This is a genomic window from Flexivirga alba (assembly GCF_042661025.1).
Taxonomy (GTDB): domain Bacteria; phylum Actinomycetota; class Actinomycetes; order Actinomycetales; family Dermatophilaceae; genus Flexivirga; species Flexivirga alba.
The window spans coordinates 4,411,289-4,437,378 of sequence record NZ_JBHSWH010000001.1; the positions used below are offsets into that span (position 1 = coordinate 4,411,289).

A 26,090-nucleotide genomic window follows, 5' to 3' on the forward strand; every position below is an offset into this window, starting at 1 on the left:
CCATCGGCGTGTCAGGCACGGCGCACGATTCCGATGGCAGCGAACGGCACTACCCGATGCCCGGTGAGCGCCGTCGCTCGGCGCACCGCATCGGCCGGATGCTCGGCCAGATCAACGTGATCGGCTCCGACCTTGTCGATCGTTCCGGTGGCAAGTCCACCTGCGATGTCATGGATCGCGACGGCTGCGCGGTCCCGCGCGATCGCGCGTAGCGCCACACCGACGCCGAACCGACGTCCCATCCCCCGGTCATCGTCGCTGCGAGTTGCCAGCCCGACCAGCGCGGTCACTGCCGCCATCGGCACCAGTGCCGCGTGTCGGCCGTGCTCCTGCACCAGCAGCCAGTCCTTGCCGAGGTCGTCCAGCGTGCCGCGCACCGAACCGGCACCGGTCATGACCGTGATCACGCTTCCGACCGACCGTGCCGCGCGGTCCAGCATCGTCACTTCCGCCTGCTCACGCCGGGTGCGGTCGGCGACCTCGGCCTGCAACTCCCGCCGCTGATCGGCGAGCAGTTGGGCCTCCAGATCCGCGAACAGGTCCTGCCAACGCACGCCGCAACCGTAGCGGGCCGCGCGGTCGCCGTGGACAACTGCAGATAGATGTGCTTAAGTGCATTTGTTGTCAGTTGATGTTGTTTTATACCTTTTAATTACTGATGATGCATCGCAGCACTGGCGCTAGTGCAGTGAGTCAGATATGGAGCAGTTACGGATGTGGGCAAAGTTGCTGGTCAGGCGCGCCACGGCTGTAAGGCAACTTTGCACGCACCGCACTCGGAGAGGGGCGGACATGCACGACACAGGGATCACCGGCGGATGGCACCGCGCACGAGCCACCGGACTGGGGGCGACCGCGGCACTGGTCATCCTTGTTGCGGCATACGCCGCCTGGGGCGGCATGCTCGGCGAGTTGCACCGTCTTGAGCGCCGCAGCACGGTGCACACCCCTGATGCACTCCCGGTGCTGTTCTGGGCGGCCCTGGTGCTCGCTCTCCTCTGGGCGGCGCTGCTGGTCGTGCTGGCCACCGCGACCCTGCTGGGCGCATCATCGGGCGGCAGTGGCGGTGACGACGGCAGCACCCGAGGCGACCGTCGCGCCGGCGGAATGATCGGGCGGCTGGCCGCGATCCTGCTAGCAGTGACGGCGCTGTCCAGCTTGTCCACTGCGGCGCAGGCCTTTGCCGCTACGCCCTCAGCGGTTTCGACCAGCGTGGTGGCGACGACGTCGGCTATGGCGTCCGGCGTTGGCACGGCCGCCGATCAGGACACGAAACCCGTTGCTGCTACAAAAGATTCGTGCGGCGACGACAATGCACCGACACCCGGCTGGGTGCCCGACAAGCCGACGCGCACCGACCAGGTCGCTCGCGACTGCGCTCCGCTGGTGACCGGCAAGCCGGTGGCCGACGACTCCGGCGAGGTGGTCGTCCACCGCGGCGACACGCTCTGGTCGATCGCGGCAGCACATCTCGGGCCGCACGCCGACGCGCAGGCGATCGCCGCCGAGTGGCCGCACTGGTATGCCGCCAACCGCGACGTCATCGGCAACGACCCAGACCTACTTGCCGTCGGCACCCGGCTGCTGACACCGGACCACGCACTCGAAGGAAGCAACCGATGAGCACCGCGACTGCACAGCCCCTGCATCTGTCCCCCGCTTCGGGCTGGCAGCCGCCGGCCCTCGACGAATCCGCCGTCGACGTGCTCTACGACGACGTCGTGGCCGCTTCCCGCGACCGGCGTCGCGGCTACTCGCAGCCGGCGCTGCGGGTGGTGCTCAACACCGGAGATGTCGATCCGCAGTTCGGCCCCCAGGCGACGCAGACACATCTGCTCCCCGAGCCACGCGCCTGGCTGCAGCGGATGGCCGGCGCGCTCCTGGAATGTATGACGGGGGTGCGCTCCACCAACCAGATCGCCCGGTGGGTGAGCCCCCTCGTCGCCGAGCGCGTCAACGCCCGATCGGTGATCGCCAAGCGACGTGGCGCACGGCCGCTGCACCGGTCGCTGGTGCGCCGCGTGCACCTGTGTGAGCCCGATGACGGCGTCGTCGAGGCCAGCGTCGTCGTGCAGCACGACGGCCGCGTTCGGGCGATGGCCCTGCGCATGGTCGGTGTCGACGGTCGCTGGATAGTGACCGCGATGGAGCTGGGCTGACGGTCAGCTCTTGGACTTGGCCTTCGCCTTGCCGGCTTCCTTCTTCTGCGCCTTCTTCTTGGCCCGACGCTGCGCACGCGGCAGGGCGGAGTCGTCCTCACCGACCACGCGACCGTCGTCGTCAACCTCGTGTGCGGTGGCGCTGCCGTCCTCACCGGGCGCCGAGAAAACCATCTTCTCTTTCGGCGCCGGCAACGATGCGGTGATCTCCTCGGGGTCGACCTGCACGTGGAACAGGTGCTGGACCGACTCCTCCTTGATGGCGTCGTTCATGGCGCCGAAGAGCGCGAAACCCTCCCGCTGGTATTCGACCAGCGGATCACGCTGGGCGTACTGCCGCAGGTGGATACCTTCCTTGAGGTAGTCCATCTCGTAGAGGTGCTCGCGCCACTTGCGGTCCAGCACGGTCAGCACGACGCGGCGCTCGACCTCGCGGCTGACGCGGTCGCCGAGCTCCTCCTCGCGGGCGTCATACGCGTGCTGGGCGTCCGAGCGCAGCTCCTCGGCGAGAAGGTCGGCCTGCAGTCCGGCGCGACCGCCGACCTCTTCCTCGATCTCGGTCTCGGTGAGCGACACCGGGTAGAGCTCGCGCAACGCCTCCCACAGCTTGTCGAGATCCCAGTCGTCGGAGAAGCCTTCGGCGGTGGCGCCGTCGACATACGCGTCGACCGTGTCGTTGATGAAGTGGCGTACCTGGGTCTCGAGGTCGGCGCCCTCCAGCACCTTGCGGCGCTCTGAGTAGATGACCTCGCGCTGCCGGTTGAGCACGTCGTCGTACTTCAGGACGTTCTTGCGGATCTCGAAGTTCTGGGCCTCGACCTGGCTCTGCGCGCTCTGGATCGAGCGGCTGACCATCTTGGACTCGATCGGGACCTCGTCCTCGATCTTGGCGGTCTGCATGAACCGATCGACCATCGCCGCGTTGAACAACCGCATCAGGTCGTCCTGCAGGGACAGGTAGAAGCGGCTCTCGCCCGGGTCACCCTGCCGACCGGCGCGACCACGCAGCTGGTTGTCGATGCGGCGCGACTCGTGCCGCTCGGTGCCCAGGACGTAGAGCCCGCCGAGCTCGACGACCTCCTCGTGCTGCTTCTCGACGGCCTTCTCGGCCTTCGCCAGCGCCTCGTCCCAGGCGTCCTCGTATTCGTCGGGGGTTTCTTCCGGCGACAGGCCCTTGCGCTTCAGCGCCGACATGGCGATGAACTCCGGGTTGCCGCCGAGCATGATGTCGGTGCCACGGCCGGCCATGTTGGTCGAGACCGTGACCGCGCCCTTGCGGCCGGCCTGGGCGACGATCGCCGCTTCACTCTCGTTGTGCTTGGCGTTGAGCACCTCGTGCGGCACGCCCTTGCGACGCAACTGCTCGGAGAGGTATTCGCTCTTCTCGACGCTGGTCGTGCCTACCAGGACCGGCTGGCCCTCCTTGTGCCGGTCGACGATGTCGTCGACGACCGCCTTGAACTTCGCCTTCTCGGTCCGGTAGATCAGGTCCGGCTGGTCCTTGCGGATCATTGGCATGTTCGTCGGGATCGTCACGACACCGAGCTTGTAGATCTGGTAGAGCTCGGCAGCCTCGGTCTGGGCGGTGCCCGTCATACCAGAAAGCTTCTTGTACATGCGGAAGTAGTTCTGCAGGGTCACCGTCGCGAGAGTTTGGTTCTCGTTCTGGATCTCGACGCCTTCCTTGGCCTCGATCGCCTGGTGCATGCCCTCGTTGTAGCGGCGTCCGGCGAGCATCCGGCCGGTGTGCTCGTCCACGATCAGGATCTCGCCGTTCATGACGACGTAGTCCTTGTCGTTCTTGAACAGCTCCTTGGCCTTGATCGCGTTGTTCAGGTAACCGATCAGCGGGGTGTTGGCGGCCTCGTAGAGGTTGTCGATGCCCAGCAGGTCCTCGACGATCTCGATGCCGGACTCCAACAGACCGACGGTCTTCTTCTTCTCGTCGACCTCGTAGTCGCCGTCACCGGGAAGGAGTTCTCCTTCTTCGGCGAGCGCTTCAAGTGCTGGACGATCTTGGCGAACTCGACATACCAGCGGGTCGCTTCGTCGGCCGGACCACTGATGATCAGCGGCGTGCGCGCCTCGTCGATCAGGATCGAGTCGACCTCGTCGACCACGGCGTAGTGGTGACCGCGCTGCACCAGCTCGGCGTCGGACCACGCCATGTTGTCGCGCAGGTAGTCGAAGCCGAACTCGTTGTTGGTGCCGTAGGTGATGTCCTTGGCGTATTCGACCCGCCGCTCGTCGGGCGTCATGGACGACAGAATGCAACCGGTCTCCAGGCCCAGCGCACGGTGCACGCGGCCCATCTGCTCGGCCTGGGTCTCGGCGAGGTAGTCGTTGGTGGTGATGACGTGGACACCCTCACCCGACAAGGCATTGAGGTATGACGGCAGGGTCGCCACGAGCGTCTTGCCCTCACCGGTGCGCATCTCGGCGACGTTGCCCAGGTGCAGCGCGGCCCCGCCGGCCAGCTGTACGTCGAAGTGACGCTTGCCCAGGGTCCGCTTGCTGGCCTCGCGCACGGCGGCGAACGCCTCCGGCAGCAGGTCGTCCAGCGACTCGCCGTCGGCGACGCGCTTCTTGAACTTCTCGGTCTCCTCGCGCAGCTCCGCGTCGGTCAGTCCGGCGAAGTCCTCCTCGAGCAGATTGACCTGCGCGGCATACGCCTGCAGCTTCTTGAGGGTGCGGCCCTCGCCGGCACGCAGGACCTTCTCGACAACCTTGGGCACAGATACTCCGAAGTAGTTGGACGACCGGTCCGGCCGTCACGACTTGTAGACAGACTCACCCATGCTAATGGTCGGGACCGGGTGCTGGGTTCCCGGCCGAGCCTCGTGTGATTTGCTGCCGGGCATGCCGGTCTTCCCCGATGTCGTCCCGGAACTCACCGATGGTGCGGTCGTCCTGCGCGCGCACCGCGAGTCGGACCTGCCGCGCATCGTGGAATTCGCCAACGATCCGCGCACTCGTGCGGGTGTGCCGCTCCCCTCGCCATACGGCATGGAGCAGGCGCGGGAGTTCCTCGACAAGGTCCGCACAACCTGGGAGTCCGGGACTCAGCACGGCGGCTGGGCGATCGAGGTGGACGGGCGCTGGGCCGGGTCGATCAACCTGCACCCGCGCGCAAGCGGCACCACGGAGATCGGGTACGGCGTGCACCCCGACGTCCGTGGTCGTGGCGTGACGACCGCCGCTGCCCGGCTGCTGGTGACGCACGCCTTCGAAGACCTCGGCCTGCGGACTGTTGTATGGCGGGCCGCCCAGGGCAACTGGGCCTCGCGACGGGTGGCGTGGTCGGTGGGTTTCATCCACGACGGCACCTGGCCGGCGACCCATGCGGGACCCGACGGCACAGTCGTGGGCACCTGGTTCGGGCACCTTCACGCGGACGCGCCACGCAGCCCGCAGCTGCCGTGGCGGGAGCCAACTTTACTGGAGGGCAACGGGATTCGGCTCCGCCCGTGGCGCGACACCGACGCACCTGACGAAGCATTGGATGAACCTTTAAGCCGTTTCATGCTCGGATCGGCGCCCGCGTCCGAGGACTTCGACGAATGGCTGCTCGGACGTCGCGAGCGTATGGCGGATGGCGAGGCCGTCGTGTGGTGCGTCGCCGACGCCACCACCGACCGGGCACTCGGCGGCATCCAGCTCTTCCGGATGAACCTGCCGATGCTGCGCGGCAGCGCGAGGCTCGCCTACTGGCTACAGCCGTCCGCTCGGGGCCACGGGCATATTGCCACGGCGCTGGATCTGCTTGTGCCGCATGCGTTTTCACCGCCGAGCGATGGCGGACTCGGCCTGCGCCGGATCGGCGCCAATGTCGACGTGGAGAACCTCACCTCTCAGCGCGTGCTGCGCGCCGGTGGCTTCCGGGCCATCGGGACGACGTCGGGCCAGCCGGCATACGACGACGGGAGCGTGAGCGACGAGACCGAGTTCGAGTTGCTGGCGACCGATGACCGGGACTCACAGCGCAGGACCGCGATCCCGGTGCCGCCACTGCGGACCGCGCGACTGCTGCTGCGGGCATGGTCCGAGCACGACGCCCCGGACGAGGAGCCGGCACCGGATGCACAAGCAGCCGCAGCGATGGGCATCGAGCCCCGGCCACCCGCCGCGTCATACGACCGCTGGCTGGCCGGGGAACGGCTGGACGGCCTGAAAGGAACGGCGATCGAGTGGTGCATCGCCGACGCCGAGAACGCGAGGCCGCTCGGTTCGATCGGGATACGTGGGCTGGGCTCTTCGTTGCGCAGCGGCACCATCGGCTACTGGCTCTATGACGACGCACGTGGCCGAGGACTGGCCGGCGAAGCACTGAAAGCCGTTGTAGAGCATGCTTTTTCGTCGGGCGGCCTCAACCTGCAGCGACTCGACGCCGCCACGGTGGACGGCAACCACTCCTCGATGCTGACGCTCGCATCGGCCGGCTTTCGGCAGTACGGACAGGACCACGATTCGTTCACCGCGTTGGACGGCACGGTCACCGACACCGCCTACTTCGAGCTGCTCTCGGTGGAGCACACCCGGCAGCCGGGAGACCCGGCCTGAAAACCCGTGGCAGCTACCTGCGACGCATGATTGGCTGCTGCCATGGTCTCCGGTCCCGACGAAGTGACACCCGGCGCGCTTCAACCAACGGTGTTGCAAGGGCATGGCATCCGGCTTCGGCCGTGGCGGGACGACGATGTCGTTCAGGAGCCGGACGAGGCGAGCCGACTGATCGTGACGGATATGCAGCCCGGTCCGGCGGACTATGCCGAGTGGCTGCTGCAGCGACGTGAGCGGATGGCGCGAGGCCAGTGCGTCTTCTGGTGCATCGCCGACGAGACGACCGACGAGCCGCTCGGCTACATACAGATTCGCCACCTCGACATCGACTTCACCCGCGGCAACGGCGAACTCGGCTACTGGCTCTACCCGCAGGCTCGAGGTCGCGGCATCATGTACGACGCCGTCGAACTCGTGCGGCGGCACGCCTTCACAGCGCGGGCGTCGGGCGGCCTCGGCCTGCATCGGCTGCAGGCCGGCACCGACATCGCCAACTTCGCATCGGCCCGGGTCCTGCGTCGCGCTGGTTTCCGAATGTGGGGCATCGAACGATCGGTCCTCGCGCACGACGACCGCGAGCCGAGCGACGCACTCAACTGGGAGCTGCTCGCCGCGGATGACGTTGACGCACAGCGGGTTTCGCCGAACGTCATACCGACGATCGAGCTCGACGGCATACGCCTGCGGCCGTGGCGCGACGACGACGCCGCGCACCTGCCGGACGAAGCGGACGAGCTCGCCAAGCGGTATCTCCCGCTCGCCGCGCAGGTCACCAAGACATCCTTCGCCGGCTGGGTCGGGCGCCAACGACGATTCGTCGACGAGGGCCACGTCGTCCCGTGGTGCATCGCCGACGCGAGCACCGACGCGCCGCTCGGCAGCGTCGTGGTCTTCAACATCGGCGACCGCACAGCGACCTCTGGCGAGGTGGGCTACTGGTTGCTGCCTGCGGCACGCGGCCGCGGACTCGTCGCCGTTGCCTTGAAAACCGTTGTGGCACACGCGTTCTCGCCTGTGGATGCCGGCGGTCTCGGACTGACGAGGCTGTATGCCGAGACCGACCTGGACAATCACGCGTCCCGGTCGCTCCTACGCGGTGCGGGCTTCCGGCAGTGGGGCCAGGACCGTCAGGCCTACACCGCCGCCGACGGCAGGATCACCGACGGCGCCTACTTCGAGCTCTTGGTCACCGAGTAGCCGCTGTTGGTCGCGGTTGGTCAGTCGACGTCGTCCAGCCGCTCGTCGTGGTCGTCGATCAGTCCGCCGCGGACGGCATACAGGGCGGCCTGCATCCGGCTGCGCAGTTTCAGCTTGTCGAGGATGTTGCGCACGTGGTTCTTGACGGTGTTCTCGGCGATGAAGAGCTCTTCGCCGATTTTGCGGTTCGACCAGCCACGGGCGACCAGTCCGAGGACTTCCAGCTCGCGATCGGTGAGCTCACTGGCCGGCTCGTCTTCGTCGCGCGCGGGTGCGCCACGCACCACCGACGAATACTCCGACATGAGTGTCGAGCCGAGTTCCGGTGACACCAGCGCCTGCCCGCCCGCGACGGAACGGATCGACGTCGGCAGCTCATCAGGCGCGATGTCCTTGAGCAGGTAGCCGATCGCCCCGGACTTCACCGCCTCGACCAGGTCGGAGTGCTCGTCGGAGGCGGTCAGCATGAGCACCTTGGTCTCCGGAAGTTGTGAGGTTATCTGTCGGCACACCCGCAGCCCGTTGCCGTCGGGCAGGAAGATGTCCAGGACGACGACGTCCGGCGCAGCAGCCACCGCCATCTCCAGCGCCTCGCTCGCGCTGCCGGTCTCACCGACGACCTCGATGTCGTCCTCCAGATCGAGGATCATCCGCAACCCGTGCCGGTAGATCTGGTAGTCCTCGACCAGCAGCACCCGGACCTTCTCGGAGCGCGCAGCAAGCGGGGCCGGTGCTGCACCGGCCCCGCCGCTCGTACGCGAAATCTCAGTCACGTGTCCTTGTCATGCCTTTGGTCGTGTGTTCGTTCATGCTGTGTTCGCTGCGGGCGACTCCTCGACGATGTCGAGCTCGATGACGCCGTAGGACCAGCCACGCCGACGATAGACCACGCACGCTCTGCCGGTCTCGGCGTCCTGGTAGAGGTAGAAGTCGTGTCCTACCAACTCCATCTCGTTGAGCGCCTGGTCGACGCCCATCGGGGTGCTGGTGTGGACCTTCTCGCGAATGTGGATCGGGCAGTCCTCGTCACCGCCGACCTTCGCGACATCTGCGGGCAGTGGGTTGCTGTCCGCGTCCTCGGACGACGGCGGGAAATTCAGTGTCGACGTCGCGTCGTGAACCGAGGTGGGTTGCTTTCTGCCACGGTGCACGCGGCGCTTGTCGCTCGTGCGACGCAGCCGCTCACCGAGTCGGGTCATCGCGACGTCGAGCGCGCCATACAGGTCGTCCGCGCTGGCTTCCGCGCGGATCACCGACCTCTTCGCGTGGCAGGTGATCTCTATGCGTTCCGCTTCCTTGGCCTGCCGTGGATTGGCCTCGTGCGTGACGACCACATCGCAGCGACTGACCCGGGGGTCGAGCTGAGGCACTTTGCTCAGCTTCTCTTCGATGTGCCGACGAAAACGCTCAGGGACCGTGACATGACGTCCGGTAACGGTGATCTCCATGGTGCTCTCCTGGTCTCGACTGCAGTCGGTGAGGCGGGTCGGCATCCCTTATCGGCCGCTCGAACACCTCCTCCAGGAGGGCGGACAGAGCATCATGACGCGGTGTGTTGATCGCATGATGCGCTCCATGCACCGACGGTAGACCACACACCGCCGGACGTAAACGGGTGTGCCTCAGACGCTCCGGCGTTGCGTCGCCGCGACGGTCGCTGCGACCACCTCGACCGCTCCTGCTGCGAGCAACGTCTCGCGGGCTTCGACCAGGGATGAGCCTGTGGTCACGATGTCGTCGATCACCACGCAGACCCGACCGGGGACGATCGCGCGCCCGGAGGCGGACAGCCGCATCGCACCGCGCACGTTGACCGAACGCTCCTGTGCGCTCAGCCCGGCCTGGTCACGCCCGGTCCGAGCCACGCGCAGGATCCGCCGCAGCGTCAGCTGACGCGTTCGGCCGACGGCACGCCGCGCCAGCTCGACCGTCGGCTCCCGACCGCGTGCGCGGGTGGAGGTGGACCGACTCGGCATCGGCACCACGAGAAGTTGTTGCCCTCTGCGCAGCTCCTGCCGACAGGTGTCCTCGTCCTCCACGAGCGCAGCCAGCGCCGACCGTAACAACCGCGCAAGGTGCGGTCCGGCGTCGCCGCGGCCGGAATCCTTGAAGGCGCGCAGCAACTCGGCGATCGATCCGTCATACGGCGCCTGCGACCAGGTGATCGGAAATCCGGGCGGGCATGGTGTCGGTGTCGCCTCGAAAGGCTCCGCCTCGAGCGCGTCGTCCAACTCGGCGCGGCAGTGCTCGCAGAATGCGACGCGTTGCTCGCCGCATCCGGCGCAGGCACGCGGAAGCGCGAGGTCACAGATCTCCTGGAGCGCGGCGAGAGGCACCACGACAGGATCCAAGTCCTGGTTCGCCCCCGCCATACCGACCGGGCCGGCCCGTGGACGACCAGCACCGCCCCTGCAGGGTGTGGAGGACTACCCGGTCAGGTGCCGGAGGCGATCATGGCGATGACCCCCGGAACCTTCTGCCAGCTGGCACCGACCCGGGTGAGCACCGTGTCGGCATCCGTCTCGACATACAAAGAGCTGGCGCCGGCGCCGGTGGCCACCAGATGTGTGCCGCCCGGGGTTTCGCCGAGGCCGCTGCTCAGGCCACCGATCGGAACGCTGACCGGCTGCACGATGCCGGTGTTGTGGTCCTGACACAGCACCGCCAGCGTCACGTAGTCGATCCAGCCCACGTCGCTGACATTGGTGACGCTCGGCGCCACCCGAAGCGGATTGGTCAACGACTGGGCATGACCCTTCTTGCCGCGCACGACACCGGCGACATAGACCTGTGCCGAACCACCAGCACCGCTCACCGCGACAGCGATGCGTTCACCGTCCGGCGACAGCCGTATGGCGGTGATCCGCTTGTCACGCAGCCAGGACGCGTCCACCGGTTGCGGCTGCGCGTCGGCGACCGGAAGCTCCGCGTCAACGACCCACAAGGTGCCGTACGCCGACTTCCCGCCGCCGTCCTTGGACGTCGACCGACCGGCGACCCAGAGTTCGTTGACGGCGTCACCGGACGCAGCGCGAGTGGTGCTGAAACTCGGCGCGACCAGGTCGGTGCCGAAGCCGGCGATGCGGCTCAGGTGGCCGTCGACCCACCGTCCGAGCACCTGGTTCGCGCCGTCGATGGCCGCTACCTGCTTGCCGTCTCCGGAGACCGCGAGGCGGTACCAGTTGTGATTGATGACCGGCAGCGCCGGGAGATCCTTGGTGTGGTTCTTGTCGCGCAGGTCGACGCCGGAGTCACCGGTGTCCATCCACTGCAACTGGGTCTGGCTGGTCCGCCCGACCAGCTGAGCCGGGTTTCCACTGACCGCGGTGTAGCCGACGTCCGAGGGCGTGCTCGGATTGTTCGGCAGGTTCGGGGTCTGCAGGCGGGCGCCGCCCACCAGCACCACCACTCGCCGGACTTCGCTCACCTGACCGAGGGTTGCCAGCATGCTGGCCCACAGCGCGGTCCGCTGGTTGGGGGTCGCCGACAACACCTCTTCGCTCACATTGACCGAGGCGACCCCGTCGTTGTCGATCGACACCGAGGATCCGGTGAGCTCGCTGCCCTTGGGCAGCGCCGCGAACGTCATACCCTGCATCCAGGACGGAGCCCCACGGACCACCGCGGCAGCCAGCGAGCTGACCAGACCGGTCTGGGTGTACCACTGCGTGTCGGGCACCAGCGTGTGGCCCGTGGCCGCGGCGTAGTAGACCTCCTGCGGCTGATAGATCCGCTTGAACTGGTCGACATTCATCCACAGCCCGAAGTCGGCCGGGAGTTTGGAGATCCGCCATTCGCCCTTGACCTTGCTCAGCCCGAAATTGGCCGTCGTCGTCGCGCCGTCGGGCTCTTCAGTGAGGTGTGCCTGCGCGTCGAGGGCAGCACTGCTCTCGGCGGTCGCTGTGATGGAGTTGGTGCCGCTGGCCATCAGGTCACGGCTGCCGGAGGTGACGGCAACGGTGCGCGGCGCCCACGAATGGTCGGCGGCCTCGGTGAGGTATTCACGTGCTCGTTCGTAATTCTGGTTGGTGCCCGCCGTTGCGTCGAGGAAGCCGCCAACGATGTCTTTCTGGCTCGCACCGGCGGCCGGCCCGGGGTACTCGATGTTGCCGACGGTGGGTGCCGCGTGGTTGTCGATCGCCGCACCGGCCTGCACGCTGCTCGTGGTCGGTAGCCCGCTGCAGCCGGCCATCGCGAGTATGACGAGCAGGACGAGGCCGAGCAGTGCTGACCGGCGGGTCATCGGCTGCCTCGTGACCCGTCACCCGGCCGCGCCGCGCCGGCCACGGGAGTGCCGATCGTCAGGCTGTTGCCGCTCGGCATCGCCAGGCCGACGCTGGAGTCGTCCGGGGCGAGGGTGACCGGCGAGCGCCCGATCGGCTGGCCGGCACGCACCGGCAAGGTGAGCCGGAAGCATGACCCGTTGCCGACCTCACCCCAGGCCTGCAGCCAGCCGTCGTGCAACCGTGCGTCTTCCAGGGCGATCGACAGGCCGAGGCCGGTACCACCGGTGGTGCGGGCCCGCGCCGGGTCCGCGCGCCAGAAGCGATTGAAGACCAGCTCGGCGTCGCCCGGTCGCAGCCCGACGCCGTAGTCACGCACCGCAACCGCGACAGCCGTCGGGTTCGCGCCCACCGTGATGTCGACCGGTTTGCGCTCGGCGTGCTCGATGGCGTTGGTCACCAGGTTGCGTACAACGCGCTCGATCCGACGGGCGTCCATCGGGGCCAGCGCGGCCCGCCGGGAATGCACCCGCAGCTTGACGCCCTGGGCCTCCGCGAGCCGTTCGCAGCCGTCCACGACCCGGCCGACGATGTCGCGCAAGTCGACCTGCTCCGTGCCGGCACCGGTCGCGCCGGCGTCGAAACGGCTGATCTCGAGCAGGTCGGTCAGCAGCGACTCGAAGCGATCCAGCTCGCGACTGAGCAACTCCGCCGAGCGTGCGACCGGCGCGGTGAAGTCGGACCTGCTGGCGTGGATCATGTCGACCGCCATACGGATGGTGGTCAGTGGGGTGCGCAACTCGTGCGAGACGTCCGAGGAGAAGCGCTGCTGCAGTTTGGACAGGTCCTCCAGCTGCCGGATCTGGCGTTGCAGGCTGTCTGCCATCGCGTTGAACGACGTCGCCAGGCGGGCGAGGTCGTCCTCACCGCTGACCTGCATGCGCTCGTTGAGGGCACCGGCGGTCAGCCGCTCGGAGACATGCGCGGCGTCGCGGACCGGGCTGACCACCATGCGGGTGACCAGGTAGGCGATCCCTGCGAGCAGCAGCGTCAGCGCCAGCCCGCCGAGTAGGAACGTCGTGCGCACGATGCCGAGCATCTGCGACTCGGCGGTCATCGGTGCGATCAGGAAGAAGTCGTAGTTGCCGGCATTGGGTATGGCGATGCGGGCCCCGACCACCACCGACGGGACCCTCTTACCGTCGACCTCCATGGAGCTGATCTGCAACTGCGCGTGCGTCGGGTCCTTCTGGACGGCGGTCCGCACCGAGGAGGGGACGAGCTTCTCGTCCCCTTGCTGGGTGGAGATGGTGCCCAGTGGCGGGAAGGTGTTGCCCTGGGCACGCACGATGACGAGGCGGACGTTCTGATCTCCGACGTTGGTGCCGACGCTCGAGGCGAGTTGCTGGGCGATCGCACGCAGCGACTGAATGTCGGTGCGGGGGCGTTGTTGAACTGACTCTGTGCGTCGTTGCGCTGATTGAGGGCCTCGCGCTCGGCGATGCTCGTCGCTCGGGACGACAGCCCGCTGGCGATGCGCTGGTACATGTAGGTGCCGAGGCCGAGCGCGACGAAGAGGCCGAGGAACACCGTGATGGTGACGACCCGAAAATGTAGCGATCGCCGCCACAGCCTGGCGATCGCGGCGCTACACCGAACGGCGAGACGTTCGATGCGGCGCCAGACCTGCTCGATCAACGCGGGCTCCGTCAGGCCGGTCCGGCTTTGTAACCGACTCCGCGCACGGTGAGCACGATCTCGGGGTTCTCCGGGTCCTTCTCGACCTTCGAGCGCAGTCGCTGCACGTGGACGTTGACCAGCCGGGTGTCACCGGCGTGCCGGTAGCCCCAGACCTGCTCCAGCAGCGTCTCGCGCGAAAAGACCTGCCACGGCTTGCGGGCGAGCGCGACCAGCAGGTCGAACTCCAGCGGGGTGAGCAGGATCGGTATGCCGGCCCGTTGGACGACGTGTCCGGACACATCGATGGTGAGGTCCCCGAGAGTCAGCGCCTCGGACTCGACGTCGTCACCGCGACGCAGGCGGGCGCGCACCCGCGCGACGAGCTCTTGCGGCTTGAACGGCTTGGTGACGTAGTCGTCGGCCCCTGACTCCAACCCCAGCACGACGTCGACGGTGTCGGTGCGCGCGGTCAGCATGACGATCGGGGTGGTGGCCTCTGCGCGGATCTGACGGCACACCTCGACACCGTCGATGCCGGGCAGCATCACGTCGAGGAGAACGACATCCGGCTTGGCGTCGCGAAACGCTTGCAGCGCATGGTCTCCCGTGGCGCAGAAGGTCACCTCCAGGCCCTCCCCTGCAGGATGATGCCGAGCATCTCGGCCAGCGATGGGTCGTCGTCGACGACCAGAACGCGTCCGTTGGTCACGTGTATGGGTCCTTTCACGAGCGAGCCGCACCCCCGTTGTCGGCGGCATGACACCCAGCGTATGTCGTCAGGGGAACCTCGGGCCGCACCGCCGCGACCACAGTACGGTGAGGTGTATGAGCACAACGGTCGATCTCGAGTCCCTCGCCGAAACTGTTGCCGGTTACGGCAGCGCCTACGTGTTGACCACGACCGATGCTCGGGTGCGGGCTGTCGCGGTCGATCCGGTCCTCGTGGACGGCGTCTTCCAGCTGACCTGGAGCAGGCGTACCGCCGCCAATGTCGCAGCGAATCCGGTGGTGACGCTGCTCTTCCCACCGCTCGAGCCGCGCGGCTACTCACTGATCGTGGACGGCTCCGCCGAGGACACCGGTGATGTCCTGCACGTGTCTCCGACCGCGGCGGTGCTGCACCGTCCGATCGCGCACGCGGACGGTGGACCGACCGCTGAGGACTGCACCGACGACTGCCGGCGCATCTGAGGCTCAGTTGGTCGCGGCCGCCAGGCCGGACCGGAATGCGAAGACCACGTGTCCGGCACGGTCGCGTGCTCCGACCTTGATCATTGCCCTACTGACGTGGGTCTTGGCCGTCATCGGGCTGATCACCATGTGCGCGGCGATCTCGTCGTTGCTCAGCCCCGTCGCCACCAACGCCACGACCTCGCGTTCGCGCTTGGTCAGGTCTCCGGCCGCAGCCACATCCACGGGCGCCTCGGGACGGGCCACGAACTCGCTGATCAGGCGCCGGGTGACGGCCGGCGACAACAACGCGTCCCCTCGCATCGCCACCCGCAACGCCTGCAGCAGGTCGGCCGGTTCGGTGTCCTTCATGACGAAACCGCACGCGCCGGCCCGTAACGCGTTGAAGACGTATTCGTCGATGCCGTAGTTCGTGAGCATGACGACCAACACCTCCGACAGGTGCGGGTCGCCGGTGATCCGCCGGGTGGCCTCGATGCCGTCCAGGTGCGGCATCTGCACATCCATCAGCACGATGTCGGGGCGGTGCTCGCGCGCCAGCGTCACTGCCTCAAGGCCGTCAGTGCCTTCCGCTACGACGACGATGTCGTCCTCGGCATCCAGCAGCGCGCGTATGCCGCTGCGGATCAACGCCTGGTCGTCGACGAGCAGCACCCGGATCACGACGCGGCGCCGACCGGGAGCTCGGCGAGCACGCTGAACCCGCGGGTCGCCCGCGGCTCGGCGCGCAACTTGCCGCCGAGAGCAGTGACCCGTTCGCGCATGCCGACCAGTCCGTAGCCCGGCACCGCCGCCGGCTTCGGCGATGCGGTGCCGTCGTCGTCGACCCGGACTGTGACGGCCCTCTCGTCATACACGATCTCGACGGTGACCGAGGCTTTGCCGGCGTGCCGCACGGCGTTGGTCAGCGCCTCCTGTACGACGCGGTAGGCGACCTCGTCGACGTCGGCGGGCAGCCGGCGAACGGCGCCACTGATCCGGAGTGTCGTGCGCAGCCCGGCGTCGCAGGTCCGCTGCACCAGGGCCGGAAGCTGTTCAACCGCAAGGCCATCCGGCGTTTCGACGTCCTCCCGGCGCAGCACGTCGAGCGTCGCACGCAGCTCACGCGCCGCGTCCCCACTCGCCTCCTGTATGGCGAGCAGCGCGTCCGACGGTTCCTCGCCCTGCTTGCGGGCCAGGTGTGTGGCGACGCCGGCCTGGACCTTGATCACCGAGATGCTGTGGGTGAGTGAGTCGTGCAACTCGCGGGCGATGCGCAGTCGCTCCTCGGCGGTCCGGCGAAGCGCCTCCTCCTCGCGTGACCGTTCAGCGGCCTCGGCTCGTTGCTCCGCCTCGCGCAGCCTGGCGTTCCACTGCACGGCGGCGACGATCCCGACCGCGCCGAACAACATCCAGCCGACTCCCGCAGCCGCACTGACCGCGCGTGCTTTTTCCATGAGGCTTATTCTGCGCCGGCAAGAGCGTCAGCAAGCTGCCGCCATGCCAACGCAGCCCAAGCTCGCTGTGCTTGTTCAGAAGAAACTTCCATGTCCACGAGCTTAGGAGGGTTCGAAAGTCTGCGCGTCCGCCGACGGAAGTATCAATCGACTACTCCGCACGCAGTACCGGTGGCTGTTTCATCCCCCGACCACCGCACCACGAAGTCACTCCCTGAGGGTGACGCGCCGCCATCGATCTATCGACAGCATTGTGCTGCAACGGTTTTCGGATGAAGGAGAAGTCATGGTGGCCAACCTGACGACGCTGCCCGACTCATTGGTGCCCGGTGATGTCGGGTATGACGACGCGGCGCAGGTGCTTTTCGCGAAGGGTCGCCCGGCGATCGTCATACGACCGTCGACCCGCGGCGAGGTGGCTGACGCTGTCCTGCATGCGCGGCGCAGCGGTCTGGAGATCGCGGTGCGGTCCGGGGGTCACGGGTTGCTCGGGCACGGAACGTCTGACGGCGGTGTCGTGCTCGACCTGGCGCGACTCGATCACGTGGACGTGCTCGACGTGGAACGTCGGCTGGTCCGCATCGGTGGCGGTGCGAGGTGGGGTCAGGTCGACGAGGCGCTGCGGCCACTCGGCTGGGCGATCTCGTCCGGCGACACCGCAGGTGTCGGTGTCGGCGGACTCACCCTGGGCGGTGGGTTCGGCTGGCTGCTGCGCAAGCATGGCCTGGCGATCGACAATCTGGTCGCGGCCCGGGTGGTGCTCGCGGACGGGACCATGGTTGCCACCTCGGAAGCCCAACATCCCGAGCTGTTTTGGGCACTGCGGGGCGGTGGAGGAAACTTCGGCGTGGTGGTCGATTTCGACTTCATGGCTGCAGAGGTGGCTACCGTGCAATTCGGTGAGATCGCCTACCAGCCGTCCGAGGAGATCGACCTGCTGGCCGGATGGCGGGACGTGATGCGGGAGGCCCCCACGAAAGTCACCAGCGCGGTCACGTTGCTGCCGGCGGTTGGCAGCGGCGAACCCACCGCGATGGTGCGGGTCTATGTGGCGGACTGCGACGCGGACGCCGCGGATCGTGCCATCGAGCCGTTCCTCGGGATCGGGTCGGTCATCCGCGCGACCATCAAGGAGCGTGCGTATGGCGACCTCCTCGAGCCCGGCGCCGCCCCGCCTCCGGGGCTGCGAATGGTCGGCCGGAACACGCTGGTGCGTGAGCTCGACGCGGCCACGCTCGACGCCTTGCACCGCTTCCGTCGATCGTCCCCGTCGGTCGCGGTCACGTTGCGCTCGCTGGGTGGCGCGTATGGCGAAGTCCCCTGTGACGCAACAGCATTCGCGCACCGCGACGCCGAGGCGATGATCCTGGGTATGCCGATGGTGCCGCAGCCGGACCGGGCAAGTCAGGAGGAAGCAGTGCTGACAGCGTGGGGCGACGTCGCCGCGCACGGTTCGGGTGTCTACCTCAACTTCCAGAGCAGTGCGACGCCTGCAGACCTGGCTGCGGCATACCCGCCGGCGACATACGCCCGGCTGGTTGCGGTCAAGCGGGAGTACGACCCGGACAACGTGTTCGCGCGCAACCACAACGTGGCGCCGTGAGCACGACTGAGGCCCGCGCCGGACGAACTCGTTCGTCGGCGCGGGCCTCGGCTTCGTCTCAGTAGCGGTAGTGATCCGGCTTGTAGGGGCCGGCAACGTCGACACCGATGTACTCGGCCTGCTCCTTGGTCAGCTCGGTCAGCTGTGCGCCGAGCGCGCCGAGGTGCAGGCGGGCGACCTTCTCGTCGAGGTGCTTGGGCAGCACGTAGACCTGCTTGTCATACTCGCCCGGCTTGGTGAACAGCTCGATCTGGGCGATGGTCTGGTTGGCGAACGAGTTGGACATGACGAAGCTCGGGTGGCCAGTGGCGTTGCCGAGGTTCATCAGCCGGCCCTCGGACAGCACGATGATCGAGTTGCCGTTCGGGAAAGCCCACTCGTGGACCTGCGGCTTGATCTCGGTCTTGACGACGCCGTCGATCTTGGCCAGGCCGGCCATGTCGAGCTCGTTGTCGAAGTGTCCGATATTGGACACGATCGCCTTGTTCTTCATCTGCTGCATGTGCGCGGCGGTGATGATGTTGAAGTTGCCGGTCGTGGTGACGAAGATGTCCGCCTCGCCGACGACGTCCTCCAGGCGCGCGACCTGGAAGCCCTCCATCGCGGCCTGCAGCGCACAGATCGGGTCGATCTCGGTGATGATCACCCGAGCGCCCTGCCCTGCGAGCGCCGACGCGCAGCCCTTGCCGACGTCGCCATACCCGCAGACGACGGCGACCTTGCCGCCGATGAGTACGTCGGTGGCGCGGTTGAGACCGTCGAGGACGGAGTGGCGGCAGCCGTACTTGTTGTCGAACTTGCTCTTGGTGACCGCGTCGTTGACGTTGATCGCCGGGAAGAGCAGGTCGCCGGTCTTGGCCAGCTCGTAGAGCCGGTGGACGCCGGTGGTGGTCTCCTCGGTGACGCCCTTGACCTGGGCCGCGACCTTGGTCCACTTCTGCGCGTCCTCGGTGAGCGTGCGGCGCACCAGCGCCTTGAAGACCTGGAACTCCTCGGGGTCCTCGTCGGTCGTGGGCGGCACCTGGCCTGCGGCCTCCCACGACTTGCCGTTGTGGACGAGCATCGTGGCGTCGCCACCGTCGTCCAGGATCATGTTGGGGCCGTCGCCCTCGGGCCAGCTGAGCGCGAGATCGGTGCAGTCCCAGTACTCCTCGAGCGTCTCGCCCTTCCAGGCGAACACCGGCACGCCCTTGGGGTCCTCGGGGGTCCCGTCGGGGCCGACGACGACCGCAGCGGCCGCCTCGTCCTGGGTGGAGAAGATGTTGCACGAGCACCAACGCACCTGCGCACCGAGCGCGGTGAGGGTCTCGATGAGTACGGCGGTCTGCACGGTCATGTGCAGGGACCCGGTGATCTTGGCACCCTTCAACGGAGCCATACCGGCGTATTCGTTGCGCAGTGCCATGAGGCCGGGCATCTCGTGCTCGGCCAGGCGAAGTTGGTGACGTCCTGCCTCGTGCAGGCTCAGATCTTTGACCTTGAAGTCGAAGGACATGGGTGTCCGTTCCCCTTAATCGTTGCTGTCAATTGTCCGAGCCGGCGCGCCCCTCTGGGCTGCAAACAACAAGGGTCATCACCCACGCCAGCGTCGGCAGTCTACCCGTCCGACGCCTGCCCGCCCACGTCGTGCAGGTGATGGACGAGGTCGTGCAGGCAGTACTGCCCCAGGGTGAGGACGGTGAAGGTGGAGCCGTTCGACCGGCGCCCGGTGCGAGCCCACGACTCGTCCGGAACCGTGTCGAAGCGGGTCGCGAGCGCATCGGCGTTCGGGCCGATCTGTGCCGCGACGACGAGCGGGGACTGCTCGGCATACTTTCCGGCGACCGCGGCCGCGTCCTGGTCCCAGTTCTCGAAGGGCGGGTCGTCCTGATCGAGCATCAGCCGCAGGCGGCCGTCAAACACCTGACAGACGTCACGCACGTGGGCGCCATACTCCAGGTCGGACCAGACACCTGGACTCTTGCGCTCGCGGGCGTCGGGTCGGTGCAGAACCTCCGGCCACGGCTCGACCGCTCGCAGGATCCGGGCACCGAGCATGTCCCCGGTCACCGCTCCGGCCTCGAATTGGCAATCGGGGCAAGGGCGTTCGACGACCCAGGTCCAGTCCTTGCCGTCCGGGACGATCTCGTCAGCTGCCATGGGCGGTCCTTCGTTCGGTGGTGGGTGCGATCGACGACAGGGCGAGGTCGAGGCCGCGCTCGAAGGCGGCGGTGGCTCCCCTGGTCGGCAGGTCGGCTGCGCGCCTGTTCTGCTCGACTCCGACCGCCCCGAGCACGTGGTGCACGATGAGGTCCGTCGCCGCCGTGGTGGCAGCCGTGGATCCGCACAACTCACCGACGAGGTGGCGCAGCCGGACGAAGGCCGACACGGCGGTGGGGTCGAGCGCGTAGCCCAGCGCCACCACGTCGGAGCCGTCTGGCACCGGCAGGACCTCGGCTCGGATGCCCCTGGCCAGTTGCCTGATGCCGGCGACCGGTTCGCTGCCGGATGCCATGGTGACCTCGGCCAGCATCCGCTCGGCGACCCGCACCAGGAGTGTCTGCTTGTTGTCCACGTGCCAGTAGAGGGCACCCGGTTGCACGTCGAGTTCGCGTGCGAGGCGACGCATGGTGAGGTCGGCCAGGCCGTGCTTGCGCAGCACTTCGACGGCGGCGTCGATGACATCTTCATGGTTCAACGGAATGGCTATCTCCTCCAGTTGCGCGTGGCGCTCGCCCCGGCATACTTGAACGGTGTTCAAGAATACTTCGTCCCTCGACGACCGCGTCACTCAGATCCTGACAGGTGAGCAGGCAACAGCCGACGATGCACTGGCGGTGTTGCGCGCACCGGACGACGAGGTGCTGGCACTGACCGCCTCGATCTCCCGGTTGCGGCGCGCTCACTTCGACAACACGGTCAAGGTCAACTACCTGGTCAACCTGAAGTCCGGGCTGTGCCCCGAGGACTGCCATTACTGCTCGCAGGCGCTCGGTTCGGACGCCGACATCCTGAAGTACAAGTGGCTCAAGACCGACGAGGCGATCGAGCAGGCGTCAGCAGGTTTGCGCGGCGGTGCGACCCGCATCTGCATGGTCAGCAGCGGCCGCGGTCCGACCAATCGCGACGTCGACCGGGTGTCGGACATGGTGACCGCGTTGAAGGGCGAACACCCCGATGTCGAGGTGTGTGCCTGCCTGGGCCTGTTGAAGGACGGCCAGGCGGAGAGGCTGCGGTCCGCCGGTGTCGATGCTTACAACCACAACATCAACACTGCCGAGTCCCACCACGAAACGATCGTCACCACCCACTCGTATGCCGACCGGGTCGCCACCGTGGAGCGGGCCAAATCAGCCGGCCTCTCCCCCTGCTCCGGGCTGATCGCGGGGCTCGGCGAGAGCGACGAGCAACTGGTCGAGGCGCTCTTCGCACTGCGGGACATCGGATCCGACTCGATCCCGGTGAACTTCCTGATGCCATTCGACGGCACCCCGTTCGAGGACACCTGGGAACTGACGCCGCTGCGTTGCCTGAAGATCCTGGCGATGGCTCGTCTTGTGTGTCCGGACAAGGAGATTCGCATCGCGGGGGCCGCGAGATGCACCTGCGCTCGCTGCAGGCGCAGGCGCTGCACTTGGCCAACTCGATCTTCCTGGGCGATTACCTCACCTCCGAAGGGCAGGCTGCCGAGGACGACCTGGCAATGATCAAGGACAACGGCTTCGTGGTGCTGGGGGCCTCTTGCGGGTCGAGTGGCGGTGAGGAACGAGCCGCGTATCGAGACCAAGCCGTTTCGCACGATCCTGCGCTACGCCGCCGCGGCGCAGGCACCGAGCTCCAGCCAAATGCGTGAGGCGGCCACACTCGCCACCCGCCGCGGCGGGGATGTCGCCGCGCGCGACAGAGGGCTGGTCTGGCATCCGTATGCGCCGCTGAACGGGCCTGTCCCGTATGCCGTTTCGGGTGCCTCCGGGGTCCGACTGTCGCTGACTTGTCCCGATGGTTCGACGGCCGAAGTCGTCGACGCGATGGCGTCCTGGTGGTGCGCGGTGCACGGCTACCGGCACCCCACTCTCGACGCGGCAGCACATCGCCAGCTCGACGACTTCAGTCATGTGATGTTCGGCGGGCTGACCCACGAGCCGGCGGTGGGGCTTGCGGAGCGACTGGTCGCGATGGCGCCCGGCCCGATGGCGCACGTATTCTTCGCCGACTCCGGCTCGGTGTCGGTCGAGGTCGCGCTGAAGCTTGCGCTGCAGTACCAAACAGCGACGGGTTCCTCTGAGCGACAACGGTTTCTGACGATTCGCGGCGGTTACCACGGCGACACGTTCGCTGCGATGAGTGTCTGCGACCCGGTCGACGGGATGCACTCGGCCTTTCCAGGGGTTCTTGCCTCGCACGTCTTTGCGCCGCGCCCGCCATTGGCCCGGCTCGAGGCTCACGGTGACCGAGACGAGTGGGTGACCGATGAGGCCGAACTCGCCCAGTGGTCGCGAGACTTCCGTGACCTGGCAGCAGCGCACGCGAGCGAGCTCGCCGCGGTCGTGGTCGAGCCAGTGCTGCAGGGCGCCGGTGGGATGCGGCCTTACGACCCACGATGTGTGCGAGTGATGCGCGAAGTGGCGGACGAGCACGGACTGCTGCTGATTGCCGATGAGATTGCGACCGGATTCGGGCGCACCGGAAGGCTTTTCGCCTGCGAGTGGGCCGATGTGGCACCCGACGTCATGTGTGTCGGGAAGGCATTGACCGGCGGATATCTATCGCTTGCCGCTGTGCTGATGACGTCTCGCGTGGGCGCGGCGATCACCGAGTCGGACTTCGGCGCGCTGCTGCACGGGCCGACCTTCATGGCGAACCCGCTGGCCTGCGCGGTGGCGTCGGCGTCGCTCGATCTGCTGCAGGACACCTGGTCCGGCAACGTGGCTCGGGTCCAGTCGTCGCTGCGGACCGGGCTCTCGCCCGCGCTCGATCTCGCGTCGGTGCGAGACGTGCGGGTGGTTGGCGCCGTTGGCGTCATACAACTCGATGGGCCGGTCGATGTACCTGCGGTGACAGCCGCTGCAGTCCGGAATGGCGTGTGGGTGAGGCCGTTTCGCGATCTGGTCTATACGATGCCGCCGTACGTCTGCACCGACGAGGATGTCGCGACCATCTGTGCGGGGATGATCGCGGCGGTGCGGGAGGTGCACGGATGAAGACCACTCCGATGAGCTGGGACCAGTGGCTCGCCGAGCGCGCGGCATTGCGACGCGAACGCGGTGTCGAGCGCACCGACCCGGTGCTCCGGGACGACACGATGATCGACCTGGCGTCCAACGACTACCTCGGCCTCTCCCGTGATCCGCGAGTGGTTGCGGCTGCGGTCGCCGCAGCGGAGCGGTATGGCGCGGGTGCGGGTGCTTCGCGGCTCGTGACGGGCACGCTTCCGGTGCACCGCGATCTCGAGGAGTCGCTCTCCGACCTCACCGGTTGGCCTGCTGCGCTTGCCTTTTCGAGCGGTTACACAGCCAACCTCGGCGCCGTAACCGCGCTGGCCGGGCGTGGCGCGCACATCCTGCTCGATGCGCACGCGCATGCCTCGCTGCATGATGCGGCCCGCATGTCGCGGTCGCCATACGACGTCTTCGCGCACAACGACCCGGCTGATCTCGATGCGCGACTGCGTCGACTCGACGGGGTGCGCGTGCTGGTCGCGGTGGAGTCGATCTACTCCGTTCTCGGGGACGCCGCTCCCCTCGCCGAGTTGTGTGCCGTGTGCCGCGCTCACGATGCGTTGCTGCTCGTCGATGAGGCGCATGGGATCGGTGTCGCCGGCGAGGGCGGGGGTCTGGTCCACGCACTCGGGCTTGCGGGAGCACCCGACCTGGTCGTGACTGCCACGCTCTCCAAATCACTTGGCGCGCAAGGGGGTACGGTGCTCTCCGCCCCGCCGATGCGGGATCACCTCGTCAACTCGGCACGGACGTTCATCTTCGACACCGGCTTGGCCCCTGCCGCTGCGGGTGCGGCGACCGAAGCCGCTCGGATCGTCGCCCGGGAACCAGAGCTCGCGGCCGCCGTGCACGAGCGGGCCGCGGTGATCGCGCGGGAGTGCGGGATCACCGCTGCGGCCGGTGCGGTGCAATCGGTGCCGATGCAAGGGCCGTTGGAGGCTGTCGCGGCGCGCGAGGAACTGCGGGCAGCGGGAGTGTTGGTGGGCTGCTTCCGGCCGCCGAGTGTGCCGGACGGCGTGTCACGCCTGCGGGTCACTGCACGCGCCGACCTGCCGCTCGAGCACGTTGCGAAGGCGGCCGGTCTGGTTCGCAGCGTGGTGGATCGCAGCGCGGAAATGTCGCTGCGATGACCGTGTTGGTGGTCACCGGCACCGATACCGACGTAGGCAAAACCATTGCCACTGCTGCGATTGCGGCAGCGCTGACGGCTGCCGGCCGGCGCGTGATGGTCTACAAACCGACACAGACGGGCGTGAGCGGGGACGAACCGGGAGACGTCGCGGAGGTCGAGCGATTGACCGGCGTATTGGGTGAGGACGGGGTGCGGTTGGTTGCACCCATGGCGCCGCGGCCGGCCGGTGCTCTCGAGTCGGCCACGCTCCCCCGGCTCGATGAGCACGTCGAGCGGGTCACTCGGCTGGAGCGATCGTGCGACGTGGTACTGGTCGAGGGCGCCGGCGGACTCTTGGTGGAGTTGACCGAGTGCGGCGAGACGATCGCGGACCTCGCACGCGCGGTCCAGGCGTCGGTAGTCGTGGTGGTGCGGTCAGCGCTCGGCACGCTGAACCACACGGCACTCACCCTCGAAGCGTTGCAGGCCAGGGGAATTCAGCCGCTCGGCGTGGTGGTCGGGTCGTGGCCGTCGGATCCGTCAACGGTCGAGGTGAGCAACCGGGAAACCCTCAAAGCAGGTGAGGTCCCGATGCTGGGCGCCATACCCGCGGGTGCTGGCCAGCTCTCGCGTGCTGCCTTCGTGGCGCGCGCACCAGGGTGGTTGACGCAACTCCCCCGCTAGTCGCGCCAGAGCCATCGCAGCGCATCGGGCAGGAGGACGCCCCCGTGGTTTCCTGTGTGCCCGCCCTCGCCGAGGACGAGCCGGAAGTCGTATGCCGCCTCCGCGAGTGCCGCTGCGGTGCGGAGGTTTTCGGCGAACCAGTTGTCCTCCGGTTCATCCCAGCCGAGGTCACGATGACTCTCCTGCAGGAAGATCCGCAGCGGCTTGCGTGGTGTGGTCGCGAGCAGTCGCGGGTAGGGGTTGCCCCCTGGGATCTGCGCGAAGCTGGACACCAAGGCGATGACCTTCCGGAACGCGTCGGGTCGGTGCCAGGCCGCGGTGATGCCACCGTTGCCGCCGCTGCTACCACCGCACAGGCCACGCGACTCGGGGTCATCGATCGTCGGCGCGATCTCGTCGACGCGCGGAAGGACGTCGTGAAGGAGGAACTCGGCGAACCTGTCGTCGAAGGCGTCGTACTCGAGGTTCCGGTTCTTACGTTTCCTGGGATCGTCGACTCCCGGAAACACGCCGGGGTCGACGAAGACCCCGATCATCGGCGGTATGGCGCCGTCGTGGATCAGGTTGTCCAGCACGATCCCGCCGCGCACGTCGTCCTCCGGATCGAGATACCACCAGCCGTCCTGGAAAAACATCACCGGCAGAGCTGCGCCGCCGCTCCCGGCCGGCCGGTGCACCCACACAGTGCGCTCGGTGCCTGGGTATATCTCGCTGTCATTGATCGTGAAGTCGGCTGTGACTCCTCGGGACACTTCGTCTCGACGGATCGAGTCCGGGCCATGCTCGTACACGACGTCGGACTGATCGATCGGTAACGGCACGGACGGAAGACGACTCGCCATGACACCGAGGCTACGACGTCGCGGATCGCCCGCCCGGTGTCGGTGGTGCCGGTTAACGTCGCAGCATGGCCACCGCGGAAGAGCTCCTGCGACAGTTGACCGATCGGATCGATGCCCGCGCAGTACGAAGTCGCAAGCTTCATCACCGAGCGCGACGGCCTGATCGCCGAGCTCACCGAGGTGTGGACCGATGTCGACGAGACGCC

At 67.5% G+C, this 26,090-nt stretch carries 21 protein-coding genes and 3 pseudogenes; 10 read left to right on the plus strand and 14 right to left on the minus strand.

The window, feature by feature from the left end:
* Positions 1-11 precede the first annotated feature (11 nt).
* Entirely contained in the window at positions 12-554 is a 543-nt protein-coding gene (locus ACFQDH_RS21990) for a hypothetical protein (RefSeq protein ID WP_382404492.1), read from the minus strand.
* Positions 555-792: 238 nt separating this feature from the next.
* Here ACFQDH_RS21990 and ACFQDH_RS21995 point away from each other — a divergent pair, with 238 nt between their 5' ends.
* Complete coding sequence (locus ACFQDH_RS21995; protein ID WP_382404493.1) at positions 793-1,623, plus strand: LysM peptidoglycan-binding domain-containing protein; 831 nt, start codon at positions 793-795, stop codon at positions 1,621-1,623.
* Entirely contained in the window at positions 1,620-2,159 is a 540-nt protein-coding gene (locus ACFQDH_RS22000) for an Rv3235 family protein (RefSeq protein ID WP_382404494.1), read from the plus strand. Before ACFQDH_RS21995 ends, ACFQDH_RS22000 begins: the two co-directional genes overlap by 4 nt.
* A gap of 3 nt (positions 2,160-2,162) precedes the next feature.
* Here ACFQDH_RS22000 and secA read toward each other — a convergent pair.
* Positions 2,163-4,894, minus strand: a pseudogene (gene secA, locus ACFQDH_RS22005) (preprotein translocase subunit SecA).
* 124 nt (positions 4,895-5,018) lie between these two features.
* On the opposite strand from secA, the gene ACFQDH_RS22015 reads away from it, so the two are divergent.
* Complete coding sequence (locus ACFQDH_RS22015) at positions 5,019-6,719, plus strand: GNAT family N-acetyltransferase (RefSeq protein WP_382404497.1); 1,701 nt, start codon at positions 5,019-5,021, stop codon at positions 6,717-6,719.
* Between the two features lie 42 nt (positions 6,720-6,761).
* Complete coding sequence (locus ACFQDH_RS22020) at positions 6,762-7,916, plus strand: GNAT family N-acetyltransferase (protein ID WP_382404498.1); 1,155 nt, start codon at positions 6,762-6,764, stop codon at positions 7,914-7,916.
* A 20-nt stretch (positions 7,917-7,936) separates the two neighbouring features.
* On the opposite strand, the gene ACFQDH_RS22025 is transcribed toward ACFQDH_RS22020, so the two are convergent.
* The 6 genes and pseudogenes from ACFQDH_RS22025 to mtrA all read right to left on the minus strand — a co-directional run bounded on the left by ACFQDH_RS22025 (position 7,937) and on the right by mtrA (position 14,477).
* Positions 7,937-8,689, minus strand: a complete 753-nt coding sequence (locus ACFQDH_RS22025; protein WP_382404500.1) for a response regulator — start codon at positions 8,687-8,689, stop codon at positions 7,937-7,939.
* A gap of 33 nt (positions 8,690-8,722) precedes the next feature.
* Positions 8,723-9,364 (minus strand): ribosome hibernation-promoting factor, HPF/YfiA family, encoded by a 642-nt coding sequence (hpf, locus tag ACFQDH_RS22030; protein WP_382404501.1) that lies wholly within the window; start codon positions 9,362-9,364, stop codon positions 8,723-8,725.
* A gap of 174 nt (positions 9,365-9,538) precedes the next feature.
* On the minus strand, positions 9,539-10,255 hold the full coding sequence (locus ACFQDH_RS22035; RefSeq protein WP_382404502.1) for a ComF family protein: 717 nt from the start codon (positions 10,253-10,255) through the stop codon (positions 9,539-9,541).
* Between the two features lie 95 nt (positions 10,256-10,350).
* Positions 10,351-12,159 (minus strand): LpqB family beta-propeller domain-containing protein, encoded by a 1,809-nt coding sequence (locus tag ACFQDH_RS22040; RefSeq protein WP_382404503.1) that lies wholly within the window; start codon positions 12,157-12,159, stop codon positions 10,351-10,353.
* Positions 12,156-13,769, minus strand: a complete 1,614-nt coding sequence (mtrB, locus tag ACFQDH_RS22045; RefSeq protein WP_382404504.1) for an MtrAB system histidine kinase MtrB — start codon at positions 13,767-13,769, stop codon at positions 12,156-12,158. The genes ACFQDH_RS22040 and mtrB overlap by 4 nt, the downstream gene beginning before the upstream one ends.
* 79 nt (positions 13,770-13,848) lie before the next feature.
* A pseudogene (gene mtrA, locus ACFQDH_RS22050) lies at positions 13,849-14,477 on the minus strand (MtrAB system response regulator MtrA).
* A 167-nt stretch (positions 14,478-14,644) separates the two neighbouring features.
* On the opposite strand from mtrA, the gene ACFQDH_RS22055 reads away from it, so the two are divergent.
* Complete coding sequence (locus ACFQDH_RS22055; RefSeq protein WP_382404505.1) at positions 14,645-15,010, plus strand: pyridoxamine 5'-phosphate oxidase; 366 nt, start codon at positions 14,645-14,647, stop codon at positions 15,008-15,010.
* A gap of 3 nt (positions 15,011-15,013) precedes the next feature.
* Here the strand turns inward: ACFQDH_RS22055 and ACFQDH_RS22060 are convergent, their stop codons facing one another.
* Together ACFQDH_RS22060 and ACFQDH_RS22065 are read right to left on the minus strand one after the other, a co-directional pair.
* The gene (locus ACFQDH_RS22060) at positions 15,014-15,673 is read right to left on the minus strand and encodes a response regulator (protein ID WP_382404506.1); all 660 of its coding nucleotides are present in this window, start codon (positions 15,671-15,673) and stop codon (positions 15,014-15,016) included.
* Positions 15,670-16,446 (minus strand): sensor histidine kinase, encoded by a 777-nt coding sequence (locus tag ACFQDH_RS22065; RefSeq protein WP_382404507.1) that lies wholly within the window; start codon positions 16,444-16,446, stop codon positions 15,670-15,672. The genes ACFQDH_RS22060 and ACFQDH_RS22065 overlap by 4 nt, the downstream gene beginning before the upstream one ends.
* Before the next feature lie 286 nt (positions 16,447-16,732).
* On the opposite strand from ACFQDH_RS22065, the gene ACFQDH_RS22070 reads away from it, so the two are divergent.
* Positions 16,733-18,049 carry an FAD-binding oxidoreductase gene (locus ACFQDH_RS22070; RefSeq protein WP_382404508.1) on the plus strand — a complete coding sequence of 439 codons (1,317 nt, stop codon included), beginning with the start codon at positions 16,733-16,735 and terminating at the stop codon, positions 18,047-18,049.
* 58 nt (positions 18,050-18,107) lie between these two features.
* Here the strand turns inward: ACFQDH_RS22070 and ahcY are convergent, their stop codons facing one another.
* The 3 genes from ahcY to ACFQDH_RS22085 all read right to left on the minus strand — a co-directional run bounded on the left by ahcY (position 18,108) and on the right by ACFQDH_RS22085 (position 20,789).
* Complete coding sequence (gene ahcY, locus ACFQDH_RS22075; RefSeq protein WP_382404509.1) at positions 18,108-19,544, minus strand: adenosylhomocysteinase; 1,437 nt, start codon at positions 19,542-19,544, stop codon at positions 18,108-18,110.
* Positions 19,545-19,645: 101 nt separating this feature from the next.
* Positions 19,646-20,188: a DinB family protein gene (locus ACFQDH_RS22080; RefSeq protein WP_382404510.1), complete on the minus strand. Its 543-nt coding sequence runs from the start codon at positions 20,186-20,188 to the stop codon at positions 19,646-19,648.
* Positions 20,178-20,789 carry a TetR family transcriptional regulator gene (locus ACFQDH_RS22085; protein ID WP_382404511.1) on the minus strand — a complete coding sequence of 204 codons (612 nt, stop codon included), beginning with the start codon at positions 20,787-20,789 and terminating at the stop codon, positions 20,178-20,180. Before ACFQDH_RS22085 ends, ACFQDH_RS22080 begins: the two co-directional genes overlap by 11 nt.
* Between ACFQDH_RS22085 and bioB the strand changes: the two are divergent.
* The 4 genes and pseudogenes from bioB to bioD all read left to right on the plus strand — a co-directional run.
* Positions 20,782-21,767: pseudogene (bioB, locus tag ACFQDH_RS22090) on the plus strand (biotin synthase BioB); the annotation flags it as partial. The gene ACFQDH_RS22085 and the pseudogene bioB overlap by 8 nt on opposite strands.
* A 106-nt stretch (positions 21,768-21,873) precedes the next feature.
* Positions 21,874-23,229 carry an adenosylmethionine--8-amino-7-oxononanoate transaminase gene (locus tag ACFQDH_RS22095; RefSeq protein ID WP_382404932.1) on the plus strand — a complete coding sequence of 452 codons (1,356 nt, stop codon included), beginning with the start codon at positions 21,874-21,876 and terminating at the stop codon, positions 23,227-23,229.
* A complete protein-coding gene (locus ACFQDH_RS22100) occupies positions 23,226-24,377 on the plus strand; it encodes an 8-amino-7-oxononanoate synthase (protein WP_382404512.1) in 1,152 nt (383 codons plus the stop codon). Before ACFQDH_RS22095 ends, ACFQDH_RS22100 begins: the two co-directional genes overlap by 4 nt.
* On the plus strand, positions 24,374-25,042 hold the full coding sequence (gene bioD, locus ACFQDH_RS22105; protein WP_382404513.1) for a dethiobiotin synthase: 669 nt from the start codon (positions 24,374-24,376) through the stop codon (positions 25,040-25,042). The genes ACFQDH_RS22100 and bioD overlap by 4 nt, the downstream gene beginning before the upstream one ends.
* Here the strand turns inward: bioD and ACFQDH_RS22110 are convergent.
* Positions 25,039-25,884 carry an alpha/beta hydrolase gene (locus ACFQDH_RS22110; protein WP_382404514.1) on the minus strand — a complete coding sequence of 282 codons (846 nt, stop codon included), beginning with the start codon at positions 25,882-25,884 and terminating at the stop codon, positions 25,039-25,041. The genes bioD and ACFQDH_RS22110 overlap by 4 nt on opposite strands.
* Positions 25,885-26,090: the final 206 nt, after the last annotated feature.

Excerpts from the sequence above, each read along its gene's own strand:
- ACFQDH_RS21995 (WP_382404493.1), top strand. The coding sequence starts at position 793 with ATGCACGACACAGGGATCACCGGCGGATGGCACCGCGCACGAGCCACC.
- ACFQDH_RS22095 (WP_382404932.1), top strand. The coding sequence starts at position 21,874 with ATGCGTGAGGCGGCCACACTCGCCACCCGCCGCGGCGGGGATGTCGCC.
- ACFQDH_RS22065 (WP_382404507.1), bottom strand. The coding sequence starts at position 16,446 with ATGGAAAAAGCACGCGCGGTCAGTGCGGCTGCGGGAGTCGGCTGGATG.
- ACFQDH_RS22110 (WP_382404514.1), bottom strand. The coding sequence starts at position 25,884 with ATGGCGAGTCGTCTTCCGTCCGTGCCGTTACCGATCGATCAGTCCGAC.
- ACFQDH_RS22040 (WP_382404503.1), bottom strand. The coding sequence starts at position 12,159 with ATGACCCGCCGGTCAGCACTGCTCGGCCTCGTCCTGCTCGTCATACTC.
- ACFQDH_RS22020 (WP_382404498.1), top strand. The coding sequence starts at position 6,762 with ATGGTCTCCGGTCCCGACGAAGTGACACCCGGCGCGCTTCAACCAACG.
- ACFQDH_RS22100 (WP_382404512.1), top strand. The coding sequence starts at position 23,226 with ATGAAGACCACTCCGATGAGCTGGGACCAGTGGCTCGCCGAGCGCGCG.
- hpf (WP_382404501.1), bottom strand. The coding sequence starts at position 9,364 with ATGGAGATCACCGTTACCGGACGTCATGTCACGGTCCCTGAGCGTTTT.
- ACFQDH_RS22070 (WP_382404508.1), top strand. The coding sequence starts at position 16,733 with ATGGTGGCCAACCTGACGACGCTGCCCGACTCATTGGTGCCCGGTGAT.
- ACFQDH_RS22015 (WP_382404497.1), top strand. The coding sequence starts at position 5,019 with ATGCCGGTCTTCCCCGATGTCGTCCCGGAACTCACCGATGGTGCGGTC.
- ACFQDH_RS22000 (WP_382404494.1), top strand. The coding sequence starts at position 1,620 with ATGAGCACCGCGACTGCACAGCCCCTGCATCTGTCCCCCGCTTCGGGC.
- bioD (WP_382404513.1), top strand. The coding sequence starts at position 24,374 with ATGACCGTGTTGGTGGTCACCGGCACCGATACCGACGTAGGCAAAACC.
- ACFQDH_RS22080 (WP_382404510.1), bottom strand. The coding sequence starts at position 20,188 with ATGGCAGCTGACGAGATCGTCCCGGACGGCAAGGACTGGACCTGGGTC.
- ahcY (WP_382404509.1), bottom strand. The coding sequence starts at position 19,544 with ATGTCCTTCGACTTCAAGGTCAAAGATCTGAGCCTGCACGAGGCAGGA.
- ACFQDH_RS22055 (WP_382404505.1), top strand. The coding sequence starts at position 14,645 with ATGAGCACAACGGTCGATCTCGAGTCCCTCGCCGAAACTGTTGCCGGT.